The sequence below is a fragment of the Novosphingobium profundi genome (assembly GCF_020524485.1).
GTDB classification, from domain to species: Bacteria; Pseudomonadota; Alphaproteobacteria; order Sphingomonadales; family Sphingomonadaceae; genus Novosphingobium; species Novosphingobium profundi_A.
Genome location: NZ_JAIVLF010000001.1, coordinates 1,273,697 through 1,289,986 on the forward strand (window position 1 = coordinate 1,273,697; position 16,290 = coordinate 1,289,986).

The window sequence follows — 16,290 nt, forward strand, 5'->3', positions numbered from 1 at the left end:
GGCAGGCAGGGGAAGCGAAATGGCACGGACGATGAGCAAAGCGATGCTGGGGGCTGGGTTCCTGGCCCTGGCTGGCGTCGCGATGGCGAATGCGGGCGCGCAGAAGGCGCCCTCGGGCGCGGCCGAAAAGCTCACCTATCACGTCTCTCCCGGGCGCGAGGGCTGGACCGACCGCGAACCGGCTCTGGATCCCCAGAGTGTCACGGCGTCCGACTTCGGCCAGATCTGGCAGTCGCCCAAGCTCGATGGTTTTGGCGCGAAGCCCGCGCGCCTTTTCGCCTCGCCACTCTACATTGGCGATCTGGATTTCACCGAGGGCGCGTTTGCCGCAAAGCGCCTCGCGCTGGCCTATGCGGTCACCAGCACGGGCTATGCCTATGCGATCCACGCCGGGAGCCAGGCGGGCGTCGAGGCGGGCGCGATCCTGTGGAAGCGCCGACTGACATCCAGTCCGTGCCAGGACGGCCAGATGGGCAACCTCGCCACCCCCGTGATCGACCGCGAGGCCGGGCGTCTCTACGTGACCAGCTGCCGGGGCGACTGGATCTGGGACATCCACGCGCTCGATCTGCGCAGCGGCGAGGAACTGCCCGGCTGGCCGCTGGAGGTCAGCGCGCGCACCGTGACCGATGATGTAAACCGCAATGGGACCTCGCATTTCGTCGAAGGGCAGATCTACTTCCAGCGCGGCGCGCTGGCGCTGAGCGAAGACGGAGAAAAGCTCTACGTCGCCTTCGGGCCGGACATGCAGGGCTTCCTCGTCTCGGTCGACACGGCGCGCGAAGGCGAGGGCCGCGGACAACCGGCGATTTCCAGTGCCTTCTCCTCGATGCCGAGTGAAACGATGGAGCAGGGCGGCATGTGGGGCGCCTCGGGACCGGCCATCGACCCGGAAGGGCGCATCTACATCGCCTCGGGGGCGAGCGTCCTAAACGCGCTCAACAAGGGCGGCATTGCCGGGGTCTACCCGGACGTTGATCACGCCTGGGGGCAGTCGATCCTCCAGTTCCGCGACACCGCGGACAAGGGGCTGGTCCTTGCCGGAACCTTCTCGCCCTTCAACTACTGCCAGACGGCGGCCTCGGACATCGACATTGCGAGCAGTGGAGCGGTGGCCTTCGATCTGGAGCCCGGGCGTGCAACTTCGCACCGCCTGCTGGGCCTGGGCGCGGCGAAGCAGGGGCTCGCCTTCCTCCTTGATCGCGACCACATGCCGGGGGGCACCACGCGCCGTCCGGCCTGTAGCGAGGACCCGGCTTCCGATCCTTCGCTGCTGGCGCCTGAAGACCAGCCCGCGTTCGGATCGCGCGGGCCCACGCTGATCTTCGGCCCCTATTCGGACAGCATCGGCATGGGCAACTCGGCCAAGAGCCGCAGTGTCCTTGCCCACTTTCGCAGCGCGCAGGGGGCGCACTATCTCTACTACGCCGGAAGCGCGAAGGAGGGGGAGGACTTTGGCACTAATGTCCCGCCCAGCCTGGTGCGCGCCCGCGTCGTGGCACAGGCTGGCAAGGCGCCGTTCCTGCGTGTCGATGCGCGCGAGATGACGGTGACCTTGCAGAACCCGGGCGCCCCTGTCGTCTCGAGCCATGAGGGCAAGGGCGGCGTGGTCTGGGTGCTCGACACCAATGTCCCGCGCAGCGTCGACATCTACCAGCCCGACGCGCCCGGGGCCCGGCTCCACGCCTTCGACGCGGCAACGCTGACGCCGCTCTGGAACAGTGGCAATGCGCTTTACACTTCGGGCAAGTACAACGAACCGGCCGTGGTTGATGGCATGGTGATCGTGGGGACCGACCGCTTGCAGGCCTTCGGCAGGCGTACGGCCACGACACCCCGCTTCGCCGATGCCCCGGTGCGCGAGGTCAAGGCGGGATCGGATGCAAGCGTGGGCAAGGCCGTCTATGGCGCGCGCTGCGCCAGCTGCCACAGCGCGGCCAGTTCAGGCGCGCCCTCGGTCAAGACGCTGGCGACCTATCCGCTGGAGCGCATCGTCACGGCCATGACCACGGGCAAGATGCAGGAAATGGCCTCGGGCCTTAGCCGTGACCATATCCGCGCCGTCGCCGAGCACGTGCGCCGTCAGGGGCAAGAGCGCTAGGCGCGAACCGCTGCGTCAGGCTCGGCGCCGGTAGAGCCAGTTTGCCGGAAGGCCAAGGCGCAGGCACGCCTGCGCCGGAGGAGCGCTGCGCAAGGGGATCCGCTCGAACAGGGCGCCCAGCGCGCGGATCACCCGGCGCTCCCAACCGGCAAGGCGGAAGTGCCTGTCGGTGAGGCCCAGTTGGCGCTGCGTCCATTCGGGTAGCGTGGCGATTGCGGCGCGGATCATCATGCGCTGGAACGGGCGCAAGGGCGTGGGAACGGCCGGCGTGCGCTCCATGATCGAGAGGAATTCGAAGACGATCGAATGGGCCACGATCCGCGGACGCATGTCTTCGAAACAGGCCTTCTGCTCGGCGAGGCTCAGCGGGGCTCCGGTCGCCCCAAACAACCCTGCGATGGGCTTGCTCTCGGCGTAGAAGCGGTCGCGTTGTTCGTCGCTGAGCGGGCGGCACCATTTCGCATAGGCCTCCATGAAGCCATAGCCGACGGTGGCCTGAACCCAGTCGAGCAGGACCGGGTCGTTGGCGTGGTAGGGCTCCCCGTCGGGCGTGGTGCCGCGCACCTTCTCGTGCATGCGTACGACCCCGCCGATCAGCTTGCTCGCCACCTCGCGCGGCGCATAGACGCTGACATGGGTGGCGAGCCCGGTGCGGCGAAGGCGTGTGATCGGGTCCTTGGGGAAGATCGAATGCCCCCAGACCCCTTCGCGCACCCTGGGCTCGCCCAGTTCCAGGAGGACCGCCGTGATCCCCCCGATGAACAGCGAGACCGGGTTCTTGTAGACCTGCCAGGCCACCGAGTCCGGCTCGTACCAGGCCGGAGCCCGCGCCGGCCTGGCAAAGTCGATGGCGGGACGAGGGGCGGGCTTCGCGCCGGGCCCCGCGTTGGCGGAGGAGGCGGAAGCGGAAGCTGTCTGCGTGAGGGCCATCTGTGTCTCCTTCAGAAGCCGTAGGACAGGGTAAGGCCATAGGTGCGCGGCATGCCTGCGAAGCGCACGTTGAGGTTCTGGTTGTCGACCACGCTGGTCCAGTAATAGGTGTTGGTAAGGTTGCGTGCCCAGAGCGAGAGGCCCCAGTTTCCGTCCGCGCTTTGCACGCCGATGCTGCCGTTCAGCAGGAAATAGTCCTTGATCGCGAAGAGCGGATCCTCGCCGAAGTCGGAGTGGGTCTTGGACTGGTAGCTGGCATTGAGGCTGGCGCGGAAATCGAAGTTGGTCGACACCGGCACGACCACGAGCGCGGTTCCGCTGGTCGAGAACTTGGGTGCAAAGGAAAAGTTCGCGCCGGTGAAGTCGGTCGGGATCCCGGCCGCGTTGGCGCCGGTGTAGTTCTTGACCTTGGTGTCGAGGTAGGTCGCGTTCCAGGTCAGGGTCAGTTCGTTGATCGGCTGGAGCACGATTTCGCCGTCGATGCCCCAGGCGCGGGACTTGGGTATGTTCACCAGCCTCTGCAGCGCGCCGAAGGTGGGATCGGGCACGTAGGAGCTGAACTGCTTGTCGGTGTAGTCGTAGTAGAAGCCCGTCACATTGACTTGCGCGCGGTGGCCCCAGAAGCCCAGGCGCGCGCCGATCTCGTAAGCGGTGAGTTTCTCCTGCGTCGCCGGTGTGAACTGCACCGCGCGGTTGGCCGGGACGATGGGGATATTGCCCGACTTGATCCCGCGCGCGACCGAGGCGAAGAGCAGGGTGTCGGCATTGGGCTCGTACTGCAGCGCAAGGCGGCCGGAGAAATTGCTCTCGTTGAGCCGCGAATAGACCTCGTGGTCGGTGTTGGTGACCGGATCGTAGGTCGTGCAGCCGTTCTTCACGACCTCGGGGGCGATGACGCCATAGGTCTGGAAGATGATCGCGCGTGCGGCCGTGTTGACGATGGGCAGGTAGTTGCCGTTGACGTCGATGGAGCACCCGTTGAGTTCGGTCTTGTCGATCCCCACACGCATGCCGCCCGACATCGTGAGCTGCGAGGTCAGTTCGACTTCGCCGTTCATGAAGGCGCTCATCGTCTCCGACTTCGAGCGCGCTCCGCCCCCGCCAGCCCGGAACGCATTGACGACGTCCGCCGGGGTATAGCCCGAGGTATTGAAGATCGCATTGGCTACAGGATCGGCCATGAGGCCGAGCGTGGCGAGACGCAGGTAGCGCACCGAGGAGTTCTCCCCGATGAGGAAGACCGTGCTCTCGTGCATCTTGTCGTGGGCGTAATACCCGCCGAGGGTGAGGTCGAAGCCATCCCCGTCGATCTCGGCCCGGAACTCCTGCTGAAACGACTTGATCCCGGCGTCGTAGCGCGTGGCGATGATCTCGTAGGGCGCGCCCGAGAAGTCGACCACGTCATTTCGCGAGAAGTCGTTGTAGCCCGAGATCGAGATGAAGCTGAGGCGGTCGTTGGGGCTCCAGGTCAGCCGCAGCTGGGCCGAAATGAAATCGCTGTCGGCCTTTGGCGCACCGATGCCCGGGGCAAGGCCCAGGGTCTGCGAAAGCTGCTGTGTGGTATTGAACCCAGCCTGGCTGGCCTTGTTCGGCTGGTAGGTGTCGAGGTAGTCGAGCAGGCCCGGCACGTTGGCATCACCCGGCCCGAACGATGGCGCGGCCAGCGAGAGGCGGTTGGTAAGGTTGAGGCTGATAGCTTGGCCCGCCTGCGTGTCCGAACGGTCGCGCCAGCCCGAGACCGACAGAAAGGCCGAGAAGTCGTCTCCCGGCTCGATAAGCAGCGAGGCGCGCCCGGCCAGACGGTCCTTCTCGCCAAGGCGATCCCCGCGCAGCTGGTCCACCTGCCAGCCCTTGTCGCTGTTCTCCCAGCGGCCCGAAACACGCAGCGCTGCGATATCGCCAAGCGGCAGGTTGAGCATCCCCTCCAGGTTATACGTCTGGTAGTTGCCGAACTCGGCCTGGACTCGTCCCGAGGTCGTACCCAGCAAGGGCTTGGCAGTGATGAAGTCGATCAGGCCCGCGGTCGTGTTGCGCCCATAGAGTGTGCCCTGGGGGCCCTTGAGCACCTCGACGCGTTCAAGGTCGAAGATCGGACCTCCGGCCATCGAGGGGTAGGGGTAGGCCAGTTCGTCCTGGTAGATGCCGACTGTCGAGGTCGCGGTGATATTGACCGTGTTGAAGCCGATGCCGCGCAGGGTGAAGATCGGCACGCCCGAATAGGCGGGCGCAACGCTCAGGCCCGGGACCGCCGTCGCCAGCGCGTTGACGTCGTCAATGCGCAGGTCTTCCAGTGTATCCTGCCCCAGCGCCTGCACGGCCAGCGGTACCTCGTAGATGCTTTCGCTTTTGCGCTGGGCGGTGACGATGATTTCGGGCATGCTGGGCTCGGCCCTCATTGGTCTTGCGGCTTCGTCCTGAGCCCGGGCTGCCTGAAGGGGCAGGAAGGCGGCTCCGATCGCCATCCACGCCGTGCTGCTGGCCAGTGCTGTTCTGCGCATCTCTCGTTCCCCTCTCCTGCCTCCCCTTTGTGGGGTTTGGCCTTATTTTGTTTACTTGCATAATTACATTCTGTACTTCCGAAGCGGAAGCTATCGGATCTGATAGGGGTATGGCGGGTAACAGCGAACTGGCACAACTGGCGCTCCAATTGCGCGAGGAAGGGCGGTCCCTCGGGCTGCCGCTCGTCGCGACCTGTGCCGATATCAGTTCGGCGCGGCCCACGCTGGACGAGCGCGGCGAACCGGTTGCGAGCCTGTTCGATTTCACCCGCCCCGCGGCCGGATACTGGAAGAAGGGCGATCTGGCGCTGCGCAACGCCATGGTGGCGCTGATCCGCAACCTGGGCGATCCCTTCTACTACATGGACGGAGCCGTGGGCAGCTGGCGCCCGGTCAAGGTGACGCCCCGTCTGGAAGAACTGGGGCGCAGCGTGAACTATGCTGTGCGCAGCGCGATCATCGCGCCGGTACGTCTGCCGCGCAGCACGCTGGGTGCGGTGGTCTGGGCGAGCGACGGGGAAGGCGTGGATGTGCGCCCCCTGTTCGAGGCGCATGCCCTCCGGCTCCACGGGCTGGCCGCGCGCTTCATCTCGGCCTGCGACACCCTCGCGCATGGCGCGCCCGAGATCGACTTGTGCGCGCTCACCCGGCGCGAGGTGCAATGCCTCAAGCTGGTGGCGGCGGGGAAGACCGACAGCGAAATCGCAACGATTCTCGGGCTCGCGACGCCCACCGTGCGGTTTCACATGAAGAAGGCCAGCGCCAAGCTGGAAGAGAACGGTCGGCTGCGCACGGCGCAGCGGGCGATTGAACTGGGCTACGTGTCCACGCGGCTATGACGCGCGGTAGTCCTGTCCGACATCGGCCTGCAGGGGCAGGCGCAAGGGAGGTTTGAGTGGCAGTTGGTGAAGCAGGCGCGAGGAAGCGCTCGCCCGGACGGCGCAAGAAGGGCGCGAAGGCCTCGACGGCGGATCTGTTGCTCGATGCCACGAGCAGCCTCATGGTCGAGCGCAACTCGGCCGACGTGACCTTTGCCGACATCGCCGAACATTCGGGGCTCAACGCGGCGCTGATCCGCTACCATTTCGGCAGCAAGGCGGGCCTTTTCATGGCTCTGCTGGAGCGCGATGCGGGCGGCACGTTCGGCAACCTGGAGGCGCTGGTGAGCGCGGACATGCCCGCGGATCAGAAGCTGCGCCACCATGTATTCGGTGTGATCAAGACCTATTGGCGCTACCCCTACATGAATCGGCTCGTGGCCGCGCTTTCGCTCGAAAGCGATTCGGAGGCCGCACGGTTCATTGCCGAGCGTTTCACCCTGACCCTGGCCGATGCGCAGCGCCGTATTCTCGAGCAGGGTGAGCGTGAGGGGCTGTTTCGTCCAATTGACCCGATGATGTTTTATTTCTCGGTGATCGGCTCGTGCGACCACCTGTTCAATGCGCGCCATTCGCTCAAGTTCGCCTTCGGTGTGGAGGATATCGATGACGACCTGCGCTGCCGCTACAGCGAGCATGTCGCTGGGATCCTTCTGGAAAGCGTGATGCTCTGACAGCAGCCTTGCGTGACGTTTTTTAATTGAGTAATTAATTTGATGGAGAGTCGATAGGTAAGACGTCCGGAACGATAACGGGACAGGGGAACGACGATGGGAGACGTCCGAACTCACCGAAGCGGTGTACCTGCCGGAAAGGCGCAGGCCATCGACTTCGAGCGCATGCCGCGGCTGGGAGATATCCCGGCCTATTTCGCGCAGGATCGCCCCGACAGGGCGGCCATGCGCTTCGGTGCGCGGATCACGTCCTGGCGCGAGCTGGACCGACGCGCGACCGAGGTCGCCCATGCGCTGGCGGCTGAGGGCGTGAACGCCGGGGACAGGGTGGCCTTCATCGGCAAGGGCAGTGATCGTTTCTTCGAACTCTTGTTCGGAGCCGCGCGCCTCGGCGCGGTCCTGGTGCCGCTGCAATGGCGTCTGGCCGTTCCCGAAGCCGAAGCGATCCTGGCGCATTGCGCGCCGCGCCTGCTGTTCCTCGAGGCAGACCAGTTTGCCCATCTCGATAGCTTCGCAGCCTATGGTGGGCCCGAAGGCTGCATCGCGATGGCACCGGGAAGCTCGTGCCGCCTGTTCGAGGACTGGCGAAGGCAGGCGGGCGCCTCCGGCACCTTGCCCGAAGTCGATCCGGCTAGCGCAGCACTCCAGCTCTACACCTCGGGCACGACCGGCGAGCCCAAGGGCGTGGTGCTCAGCCATGCCAATATCCTCTCCGGGCGGCGCGATGCGATGCGTGCCGGGATGCGCTGGAACGAATGGGATGAGGGGGACGTCAACCTTGTCGCGCTGCCGCTTGGCCACATTGGCGGGGTGGGCTGGGCGATCGTCGGCTTCTTCAATGGCGCGACGACGCTCATCCACGCCGAGTTCCTGCCCGATGCCTTCATCGCCGCGCTGGCCGGGGAGGGGGTTAGCAAGACCTTCCTGGTGCCCACCGCGATCCAGATCCTGTTGACCCGTCCCGGTATCCGCGAGCGGACCTTTCCGCAGCTGCGCACGATGCTCTACGGCGCCAGTCCCATCGCGCTCGATCTCCTGCGCGAGGCGACCGAGGTCTTTGCCTGCGAGTTCGTGCAGCAATATGGCATGACCGAAACCTGCGGGACCGTGGTCTACCTGCCGCCTGAAGACCATGACCCGGCGGGGAACGAGCGGATGCGCGCAGCGGGCCTGCCGATGCCGGGCGTGGAGCTACGTATTGTCGATCCCTCTACGCGCGGCGCGCTCGGCGTGCGCGAGGTGGGCGAAGTGGAGACCCGCTCGGTCGCCAACATGCTGGGCTATTGGCATGCGGCGGACAAGACGGCGCAGGTCCTCGATGGCGAAGGCTGGCTCAAGACCGGCGATGCGGGTTATCTCGATGAGGACGGCTATCTCTATATCTGCGACCGCTTCAAGGACATGATCTGCACCGGGGCCGAGAACGTCTATCCGGCCGAGGTCGAGAACGCGATCTACGGCCACCCGGCGATTGCCGAAGTGGCCGTGATCGGCGTGCCCGACGCGCGTTGGGGCGAGGCGGTCAAGGCGGTGGTGGTTCTGAAGCCGGGGGCAGAGGCGCAGGACACCGATATCCTTGCCTTCGCACGCACGCGGATCGGTGGGCACAAGGTCCCCAAATCGGTCGACTTCGTGGACAGCCTGCCGCGCACGCCTTCGGGCAAGGTGATGCGCCGCAAGCTGCGCGATCCCTATTGGGAAGGGCGCGAACGCGGCGTCAACTGACGCGGCGTTCGCGCGGTTTACCAGCTTCAGCGCGGCGGCATGCGGATAGCGCCATCGAGCCGCACGGCCGCCGCGTTGAAGTAGGTCGTCTCCACCATGCACAGCGCGAGCGCGGCGAATTCGGCCGGATCGCCAAGGCGCTTGGGGAACGGCACCGAGGCCGCGAGGGCATCGAGAACAAGGGCAGGCGCGGCGTTCATCAGCGGTGTATCGAACAGGCCGGGCAGGATGGAATTGACCCGTATGCCCTCGCCCATGAGGTCACGGGCAATCGGCAGGGTCATGCCGACGATGCCCGCCTTGGAGGCCGAATAGGCGGCCTGGCCGACCTGACCATCCTCGGCAGCCGCCGAGGCGGTGTTGACGATCACCCCGCGCTCACCTTCCTCCATCGGATCGAGCGTGAGCATCCCTGCGGCGCTCATGGCGATGCAGGCAAAGGTTCCGATGAGGTTGATCGCGAGGGTCTTGTGGAAGACGTCGAGCGGGAAGTGGCTGATCGACCCGTCCTTGCGCGAGCGGGAGGCGGTCTTGAAGGCGCTTCCTGTGCCTGCGCAGTTGATGAGGATTCGCTCCTGCCCGTGGGCGGCCCGCGCGGCGGCGAAGCCAGCGGCAATCTCCTCCTCGCGGGTCACATCGACCCGGCAGAAGGTGCCGCCAAGTTCGCGGGCCAGAGCCTCGCCCTTGTCGGCCTGGAGGTCGAAGATGGCGACCTTCGCGCCGCGCGCGGCCAGAGCACGCGCGCTTGCTTCGCCAAGGCCCGAAGCGCCGCCGGTGATGACGGCGCTGGTTGTGGTTTCGATCTTCATGGGGGCTCTCCCGTTCAGAGGCGCTCGATGATGGTGACGTTGGCGATGCCCCCGCCTTCGCACATGGTCTGGAGGCCATAGCGCTTGCCATGTGTGCCCAGCGCGTGGACGAGTGTCGCCATGAGCTTCGTTCCGCTGGCACCGAGCGGGTGGCCAAGCGCGATTGCCCCGCCATGGACATTGAGTTTTGCCGGATCGGCGCCGGTATGGCGCAGCCAGGCGAGCGGGACCGAGGCGAAGGCCTCGTTCACTTCAAAAAGGTCAATGTCCGCAAGTTTGAGCCCGGCCCTTTCGAGTGCGCGGTCGGTTGCAAACAGCGGCTCCTCGAGCATGATTACCGGGTCGCCTGCGGTGACCGTCAGGCTGTGGATGCGCGCAAGCGGGGTAAGACCAAAGGTCTTGAGCGCGCGCTCCGAGACGATGAGCGCGGCCGAGGCACCGTCGCAGATCTGGCTGGCGTTGGCCGCGCTGATAACCCCTTCGGGGGCGAGCAGCTTGACCGACTGGATCGATTCCAGCGTGGCATCGAAGCGGATGCCTTCGTCGCGTCGGTGGAGTTCGGGGCCTTCGGGCGTTTCAATGGGAAGGGGCACGATCTCGGCCTCGAAATGTCCGGCCTTCGTGGCGGCAATGGCCTTGCGGTGACTTTCGAGCGCGAAGATATCGAGGTCGTCCCTGGAGAACCCGTGCTTGCGTGCCATTGCCTCAGCGCCGCTGAACTGGCTGAAGACGATGCCGGGGTAGCGCTCCTCCTGGCGGGGCGACTTGGGGATGCCCAGGCCCGCTTCGGCAAAGAGCGACATCGTTGAGCCCATGGGGACGCGCGTCATCGATTCGACCCCGGCGGCGATGACCACGTCCTGCGTACCCGAGAGCACGGCCTGCGCGGCGAAGTGCAGGGCCTGCTGGCTGCTCCCGCACTGGCGGTCGATGGTGACGGCGGGCACCGTTTCGGGCAGCGAGGAGGCCAGCACTGCGTTGCGCCCGACGTGCATCGACTGCTCCCCCCCTTGCGTCACGCAGCCCATGATGACGTCCTCGATCCCCTGCGGGTCCATGCCCGTTCGTGCGACCAGCGCATCGAGCGTGGCCCCGGCCATGTCGGCGGGATGCCACTCGGCGAGCTTTCCTTTGCGGCGTCCTCCGGCGGTTCGCACCGCGTCGACGATATAGGCGGTTTCGGCAGGCATTGTTCCCCTCTCCCGGATAGTCTTGGCCGGTCTCGGTCCGGCGCGGTGGCATCGTACCATTGAATTTAATTAATTGAACAATGAATTTTGGAAGGGTAGCGTCGGCGGCAGACGCGATGGGAGGCGTTCCGACCAGTTCCCGGCCTGCCAAGGGGCACGCAGAGTGGTTGAACTCACACGAGGAGAGGAGTGCCATGGCAAGTACGGCAATGGCTTATGAGCAGATCGATCTTGCGGTTCACGACCGGGTGGCGACGATCACTTTGAACCGCCCGGACAAACTCAACGCCTATACGATCCGGATGATGGAGGAACTGATCCACGCCTTCGACCGGGTCGACAGCGATGACGAGATCGGTGCGGTGATCGTCACCGGTTCGGGCGAGCGCGCTTTTTGTGCGGGGGCGGACCTGGAAATGGGCACCAAGGCATTCGAAGGGGCGGGCAGTGCTGATTCGCCGGTCCGCGCGGACGGTTCGATCGACTATGCCGCCGAGGCCGCGCGCGATTACGGGGGGCGGCTGACACTGCGCATGTTCGAATGCCTGAAACCCGTGATCGGCGCGGTGAACGGCGCTGCCGTCGGGATCGGAGCGACGATGCTCTTGCCGATGGACGTGCGCCTCGCCTGCGAGGAGGCGCGCATCGGCTTCGTCTTCGCGCGCCGGGGAATCGTGCCCGAGGCGGCCTCATCCTGGTTCCTGCCACGCATCGTCGGAATTTCGGCCGCGCTTGACTGGACGATGAGCGGGCGGCTGGTCCCGGCAGCCGAAGCCCTGGGGGCAGGGCTGCTGAGCGAGGTCGTCCCGCGCGAAAGCCTGCTGGAGGAGGCACAGGCGCGTGCGCGATCCTATATCGAGGCGAGCGCGCCGGTCTCTGTGGCGCTTACACGGCAGATGATGTGGCGGGGACTGGGCATGGCACACCCGATGGAGGCACACCGCATCGACAGCCGCGGGGTTCTCGCCCGGGGGCGCAGCGGTGATGCCCACGAGGGTGTCGGGGCCTTCCTGGAAAAGCGTCCTGCCCAGTTTCCCGATCGGGTCTCGCAGGACATGCCCGACTTCTTCCCCTGGTGGGAGGATCCGCGCTACACCTGAAGCTGTCGGCCGCTCAGAGTGCGCGGCCGATCACTTCCTTCATGATCTCGCTCGTGCCTCCGTAGATGCGCGAGACCCGCGCGTCGCGCCAGAGGCGGGCGATCGCGTACTCATTCATGTACCCTGCCCCACCATGGAGCTGCAGCGCGCGGTCGCACACGCGGTTCTGGAGTTCGGAGTGGAAGAGCTTGGCTGCGGCGGCTTCCTCCACGGTCAGTTCGCCTGCCACGTGGCGGGCAATCGCCCAGTCGAGATGGGCCCAGCCCACCTGGAGTTCGCTCGCCATTTCGGCCAAGGTAAAGCGGGTCGCCTGAAAATCGAGGATGGCCTTGCCAAAGGCCTTGCGCTCGCGGGTGAAGGACAGCGCCTCGTCGAAGGCGCGCTGGGCGCTCGCCTGCGCGCCCACGGCAATGGTCAGGCGCTCCTGGGGAAGTTGCTGGACAAGGTAGGCAAAGCCGCGCCCTTCCTGACCGATGACATTGCTGGCCGGAACCCGCACGCCTTCGAAGAACAGTTCGGAGGTGTCGGCGGAATGCTGGCCGATCTTGTCGAGATTGCGTCCGCGCGCAAAACCGGGCCGGTCTGCCTCGACCAGCACCAGGGAGAGGCCCTTGGCGCCGAGCGTCGGGTCGGTCTTGGCCACCACGATCACGAGGTCGGCGTGCTGGCCGTTGGTGATGTAGGTCTTGGCACCGTCGACGATGAACTCCTCGCCCTCGCGCCGTGCGCTGGTGCGGATCGCCTGGAGGTCGGAGCCGGTGCCCGGTTCGGTCATGGCGATGGCGACCACCGCATCCCCCGAGATCATTCGGGGAAGCCATGTCGCCTTCTGCTCGGGTGAGCCGTAGTGGGCGATGTAGTCCGCCGTGACGTCCGATTGCAGCACGATGCCGGCCGAGGAACCTGCGTAGGCAAGTTCCTCCCCGATCACCGCATTGGCCCGGAAGTCGAGGCCAAGTCCGCCGTGCTCTTCCGGGATGCCGGGGCACAGCAGGCCCGCCTCGCCGCATTGCGTCCAGAAGGCGCGGTCGATGATGCCCTGTTCCTCCCACCGGTCGAGGTGGGGAAGAAGGTGGCTGGCGAAGAACTTGCGGACCTGGTCGCGCAGGAGTTCGTGCTCGCTTTCAAAGATCGTGCGGCGGCTGGTGTCGAGCCGGGAAGTCTCTGCCATTTCGCGTATCTCCCTCAGGCGGCTTCGGGCCAGGTGTGGAGCGTGGCGTCTGCCTCGGCCAGACGGCGCAGGAGCGGGGCGGGTGCCTCGCCGATGGCCTCAAGCCCTCCAATGACGTTCCCGAGCCCCACGGTGTCGGCCCAGAACATCGGCCCGCCCGTCGCAGGCGGCCAGCCGTAGCCCATGACCAGGGCCACATCGATATCCGAGGCGCGCAGCGCGATGCCTTCCTCCAGAATGCGCGCGCCTTCGTTGACAACAGGCAGCAGCAGGCGCTCGACGATCTCTTCGTCCGAGAAACGGCGCGGCGGCGTTTCGGCGCGGGACTGGAACTCGCGCACGAGCGCTTCGGTGACAGGCGAAGGGCTGGGGCGGCGCGTCTCGTCATAGTCGTAGAAACCGGCCTGGCGTTTCTGGCCCCAGCGGCCGGTTTCGCACAGCACCTGCGTGACCGTGGAGGACGTGCTGGTTGCCGGATCCCACCCGATCACGTCGAGCCCGACCAGGTCGAGCATGGCGAAAGGTCCCATCGCAAACCCATAGTCGACCATGGCCTTGTCGACCTCCCAGGGGAGGGGGCCTTCGAGGATCAGCGCCTGCGCCGCGTCCATGCGCGGGGTCATCATGCGATTTGCGATGAACCCATCGCAAACGCCGGAAAGCACCGGGATCTTCGCAATCGTGCGGGCGAGGCTCATCGCCGTCGCGACGACGTCCGGGCGTGTCGCCGAGCCGCGCACAACCTCCAATAGACGCATGACATTGGCGGGAGAAAAGAAGTGGAGGCCGATGACGTCTCCGGGGCGCGAGGTCGCTGCGGCAATCGCGTTGACGTCCAGAAAGCTGGTGTTGGTGGCAAGGATAGCACCGGGCCGGGCAATGCCATCAAGCCGGGCGAAGATCTCCTGCTTGAGCGCCATCTTCTCGAAGACGGCCTCGATGACGAGGTCGGCCTCGCCAAGATCGGCCATGTCGAGGCTGGGGTGCAGCCGCTCCATGCAGGCATCGAGCTTCGCCTGTGTGAGCTTGCCCTTCTTCAGCGATATTTCGTAGTTGCGCCGGATCGTGGCGACGCTCCGTTCGAGCGCGGCCTCCTCCTGTTCGACCAACGTGACGGGTATCCCGGCGCTGAGGAAATTCATGGCGATGCCGCTTCCCATCGTGCCGGCACCGATCACCCCGACCTGCGCAATTGGCCGCCTGGGCGTGTCGGCGGGGAGATCGGGGACGCGCGCGGTCTGGCGCTCGGCGAAGAACAAGTAGCGCAGCGCGGCCGATTGGCGGCTGGCAAAAAGCTCCTGGAAGAGTTCGGCCTCGCGGCGCATGCCCGCCTCGAAGGGGAGCGTTACTGCTGCTTCGACCGCGCGCACGATGTTCTCCGGCGCCTGGTAGCCCTTGAAGGCGCGAGAATTGTCGGCGCGGAAGCGGGCGAAGAGTTCGGCATCGTGCGGGAGCGACAGGCCTTCGCTCCATTCGCGTACGGGAACCGGCGGCGCACCGCTGTGCACCGCGTTCTCGGCAAAGGCGATGGCGCCTTTGAGCAGGTCCCCCTCGATGATGGCGTCGATCAGACCGTTCTCGTGGGCCCGGGAGGCCGCGACCGGCTTTCCCAGGACCATCATCTCCAAAGCCGTCTGCGCTCCCACGATCCGGGGGAGGCGCTGCGTGCCGCCAGCTCCCGGAAGAAGCCCGAGCGCGACTTCGGGCAGGCCGACCTTCGCCGACGGCGTGGCAACGCGATAGTGGCAGCACAGCGCCGTTTCGAGCCCACCGCCCAGCGCGGTCCCGTGGATTGCCGCGACAGTCGGCTTGGGGCAGGCGTCGATGCGGGCGAGGACGTCGAGAAGGTCTGGAGCGTCCGGATCGGGGGCGTCGAACTCGCGGATGTCCGCGCCCGCAATGAAGGTGCGTCCCGCGCAGGCGAGCACAACGGCGTGCGCCTCCGGATCGGCCTCTGCCTTGGCAAAGGCGTCCATCAGTCCTTGCCGCACAGCACCGCCCAGGGCGTTCACCGGGGGCGAGTCGAGCGTGATGACCGCGACGGTTCCGACACGCGCGTACGTGGTGACATCGTTGATGCTTTGTGCGCTCTCGCGCACGGCGTCCAAGGCCTCTTCGCTTGCCATCCTGCAACTCCCCTCTTGAATTAATTGGTTGAATAAATAACAGTGGCGCAAGATTTGACAAGAGCCGATGGGAGGGCACTGGGCATGTTGCAGACACGCTTCACACGGGAATTCGGCGTCGCGCATCCGGTCGTGCAGGGCGGCATGATGTGGGTGGGGGTGGCCGAACTCGTTGCCGCCGTTGCCAATTCCGGGGCTCTGGGGTTCCTGACAGCGCTGACCCAGCCTACGCCCGAGGCGCTCGCAAAGGAGATTGCGCGGACGCGTTCGATGACCGACAGGCCCTTCGGCGTGAACCTCACGATCCTGCCTTCGATCACGCCGCCGCCTTATGCCGAGTACCGCGCGGCAATCATCGAGTCGGGCGTTCGCATCGTCGAGACCGCGGGGTATCGGCCCGAAGAGCACGTCGCGCATTTCAAGGCCAACGGGGTCAAGGTGATCCACAAGTGCACCGCGGTGCGACATGCGTTGTCCGCTCAGCGGATGGGCGTGGATGCCGTCTCCATCGATGGCTTCGAATGCGCCGGGCATCCGGGGGAGGACGATATTCCGGGCCTGATCCTGATTCCGGCTGCGGCCGACCGGCTTTCGGTGCCGATCCTGGCCAGCGGCGGTTTTGGGGATGGGCGCGGGCTTGTCGCGGCCCTCGCGCTCGGTGCGGACGGCATCAACATGGGCACGCGCTTTTGCGCGACGCGCGAGGCGCCGATCCATGCCAATTTCAAGCAGGCGCTTGTCGCCAACGACGAGCGCGCGACCAAGCTTATCTTCCGCAGCTACCGCAATACGGCCCGGGTCGCGCGCAACGCGATTTCGCTGGAGGTCGTGGAGGCGGAAGGGCAGGGCCGTCCCTTCGAGGACATCGCGCACCTCGTGAAGGGCGCGCGCGGACGCGAGGGACTGGAGAGCGGTGACCTGGACCGGGGCATCTGGACGGCGGGGCTCGTCCAGGGGCTCATTCACGACGTGCCAAGCGTGGCCGAACTGGTACAGCGTATCGTGGCCGATGCCGAGGATCTGATCGGGCAGCGCCTCGCCGCAATGGTAAAGAGCGAGCCTGCTCCGGTGGCGGGGGTGTCCTGAGC

The 16,290-nt window shown here is 66.0% G+C and carries 12 protein-coding genes; 6 read left to right on the forward strand and 6 right to left on the reverse strand.

Annotation, left to right across the window (positions count from 1 at the left end; all coding sequences use genetic code 11):
- The first annotated feature begins 31 nt into the window (after nucleotides 1–31).
- On the forward strand, nucleotides 32–2,101 hold the full coding sequence (locus LC060_RS05650) for a c-type cytochrome (RefSeq protein WP_226633390.1): 2,070 nt from the start codon (nucleotides 32–34) through the stop codon (nucleotides 2,099–2,101).
- A 15-nt stretch (nucleotides 2,102–2,116) separates the two neighbouring features.
- On the opposite strand, the gene LC060_RS05655 is transcribed toward LC060_RS05650, so the two are convergent.
- A complete protein-coding gene (locus LC060_RS05655; RefSeq protein ID WP_226633391.1) occupies nucleotides 2,117–3,031 on the reverse strand; it encodes an oxygenase MpaB family protein in 915 nt (304 codons plus the stop codon).
- 11 nt (nucleotides 3,032–3,042) lie between these two features.
- Nucleotides 3,043–5,409: a TonB-dependent receptor gene (locus LC060_RS05660; protein WP_226633392.1), complete on the reverse strand. Its 2,367-nt coding sequence runs from the start codon at nucleotides 5,407–5,409 to the stop codon at nucleotides 3,043–3,045.
- A 230-nt stretch (nucleotides 5,410–5,639) separates the two neighbouring features.
- Between LC060_RS05660 and LC060_RS05665 the strand changes: the two genes are divergently transcribed.
- The 3 genes from LC060_RS05665 (at nucleotide 5,640) to LC060_RS05675 (ending at nucleotide 8,806) form a co-directional block, all read left to right on the forward strand.
- On the forward strand, nucleotides 5,640–6,368 hold the full coding sequence (locus tag LC060_RS05665; protein ID WP_226633393.1) for a helix-turn-helix transcriptional regulator: 729 nt from the start codon (nucleotides 5,640–5,642) through the stop codon (nucleotides 6,366–6,368).
- A 56-nt stretch (nucleotides 6,369–6,424) separates the two neighbouring features.
- Nucleotides 6,425–7,081, forward strand: a complete 657-nt coding sequence (locus LC060_RS05670; protein ID WP_226633394.1) for a TetR family transcriptional regulator — start codon at nucleotides 6,425–6,427, stop codon at nucleotides 7,079–7,081.
- A gap of 96 nt (nucleotides 7,082–7,177) precedes the next feature.
- Complete coding sequence (locus LC060_RS05675; protein ID WP_226633395.1) at nucleotides 7,178–8,806, forward strand: long-chain-fatty-acid--CoA ligase; 1,629 nt, start codon at nucleotides 7,178–7,180, stop codon at nucleotides 8,804–8,806.
- Between the two features lie 26 nt (nucleotides 8,807–8,832).
- On the opposite strand, the gene LC060_RS05680 is transcribed toward LC060_RS05675, so the two are convergent.
- Nucleotides 8,833–9,615 carry an SDR family NAD(P)-dependent oxidoreductase gene (locus LC060_RS05680; protein ID WP_226633396.1) on the reverse strand — a complete coding sequence of 261 codons (783 nt, stop codon included), beginning with the start codon at nucleotides 9,613–9,615 and terminating at the stop codon, nucleotides 8,833–8,835.
- Nucleotides 9,616–9,629: 14 nt separating this feature from the next.
- Nucleotides 9,630–10,805, reverse strand: coding sequence for an acetyl-CoA C-acetyltransferase (locus LC060_RS05685; protein WP_226633397.1), 1,176 nt, complete (start codon nucleotides 10,803–10,805; stop codon nucleotides 9,630–9,632).
- Between the two features lie 209 nt (nucleotides 10,806–11,014).
- Between LC060_RS05685 and LC060_RS05690 the strand changes: the two genes are divergently transcribed.
- A complete protein-coding gene (locus tag LC060_RS05690; protein WP_226633639.1) occupies nucleotides 11,015–11,905 on the forward strand; it encodes a crotonase/enoyl-CoA hydratase family protein in 891 nt (296 codons plus the stop codon).
- A gap of 13 nt (nucleotides 11,906–11,918) precedes the next feature.
- On the opposite strand, the gene LC060_RS05695 is transcribed toward LC060_RS05690, so the two are convergent.
- Nucleotides 11,919–13,076: an acyl-CoA dehydrogenase family protein gene (locus LC060_RS05695; protein ID WP_226633398.1), complete on the reverse strand. Its 1,158-nt coding sequence runs from the start codon at nucleotides 13,074–13,076 to the stop codon at nucleotides 11,919–11,921.
- Between the two features lie 14 nt (nucleotides 13,077–13,090).
- Entirely contained in the window at nucleotides 13,091–15,202 is a 2,112-nt protein-coding gene (locus LC060_RS05700; protein ID WP_226633399.1) for a 3-hydroxyacyl-CoA dehydrogenase NAD-binding domain-containing protein, read from the reverse strand.
- Between the two features lie 84 nt (nucleotides 15,203–15,286).
- On the opposite strand from LC060_RS05700, the gene LC060_RS05705 reads away from it, so the two are divergent.
- A complete protein-coding gene (locus LC060_RS05705; RefSeq protein WP_319005403.1) occupies nucleotides 15,287–16,288 on the forward strand; it encodes a nitronate monooxygenase family protein in 1,002 nt (333 codons plus the stop codon).
- The last annotated feature ends 2 nt before the right edge of the window (nucleotides 16,289–16,290 follow it).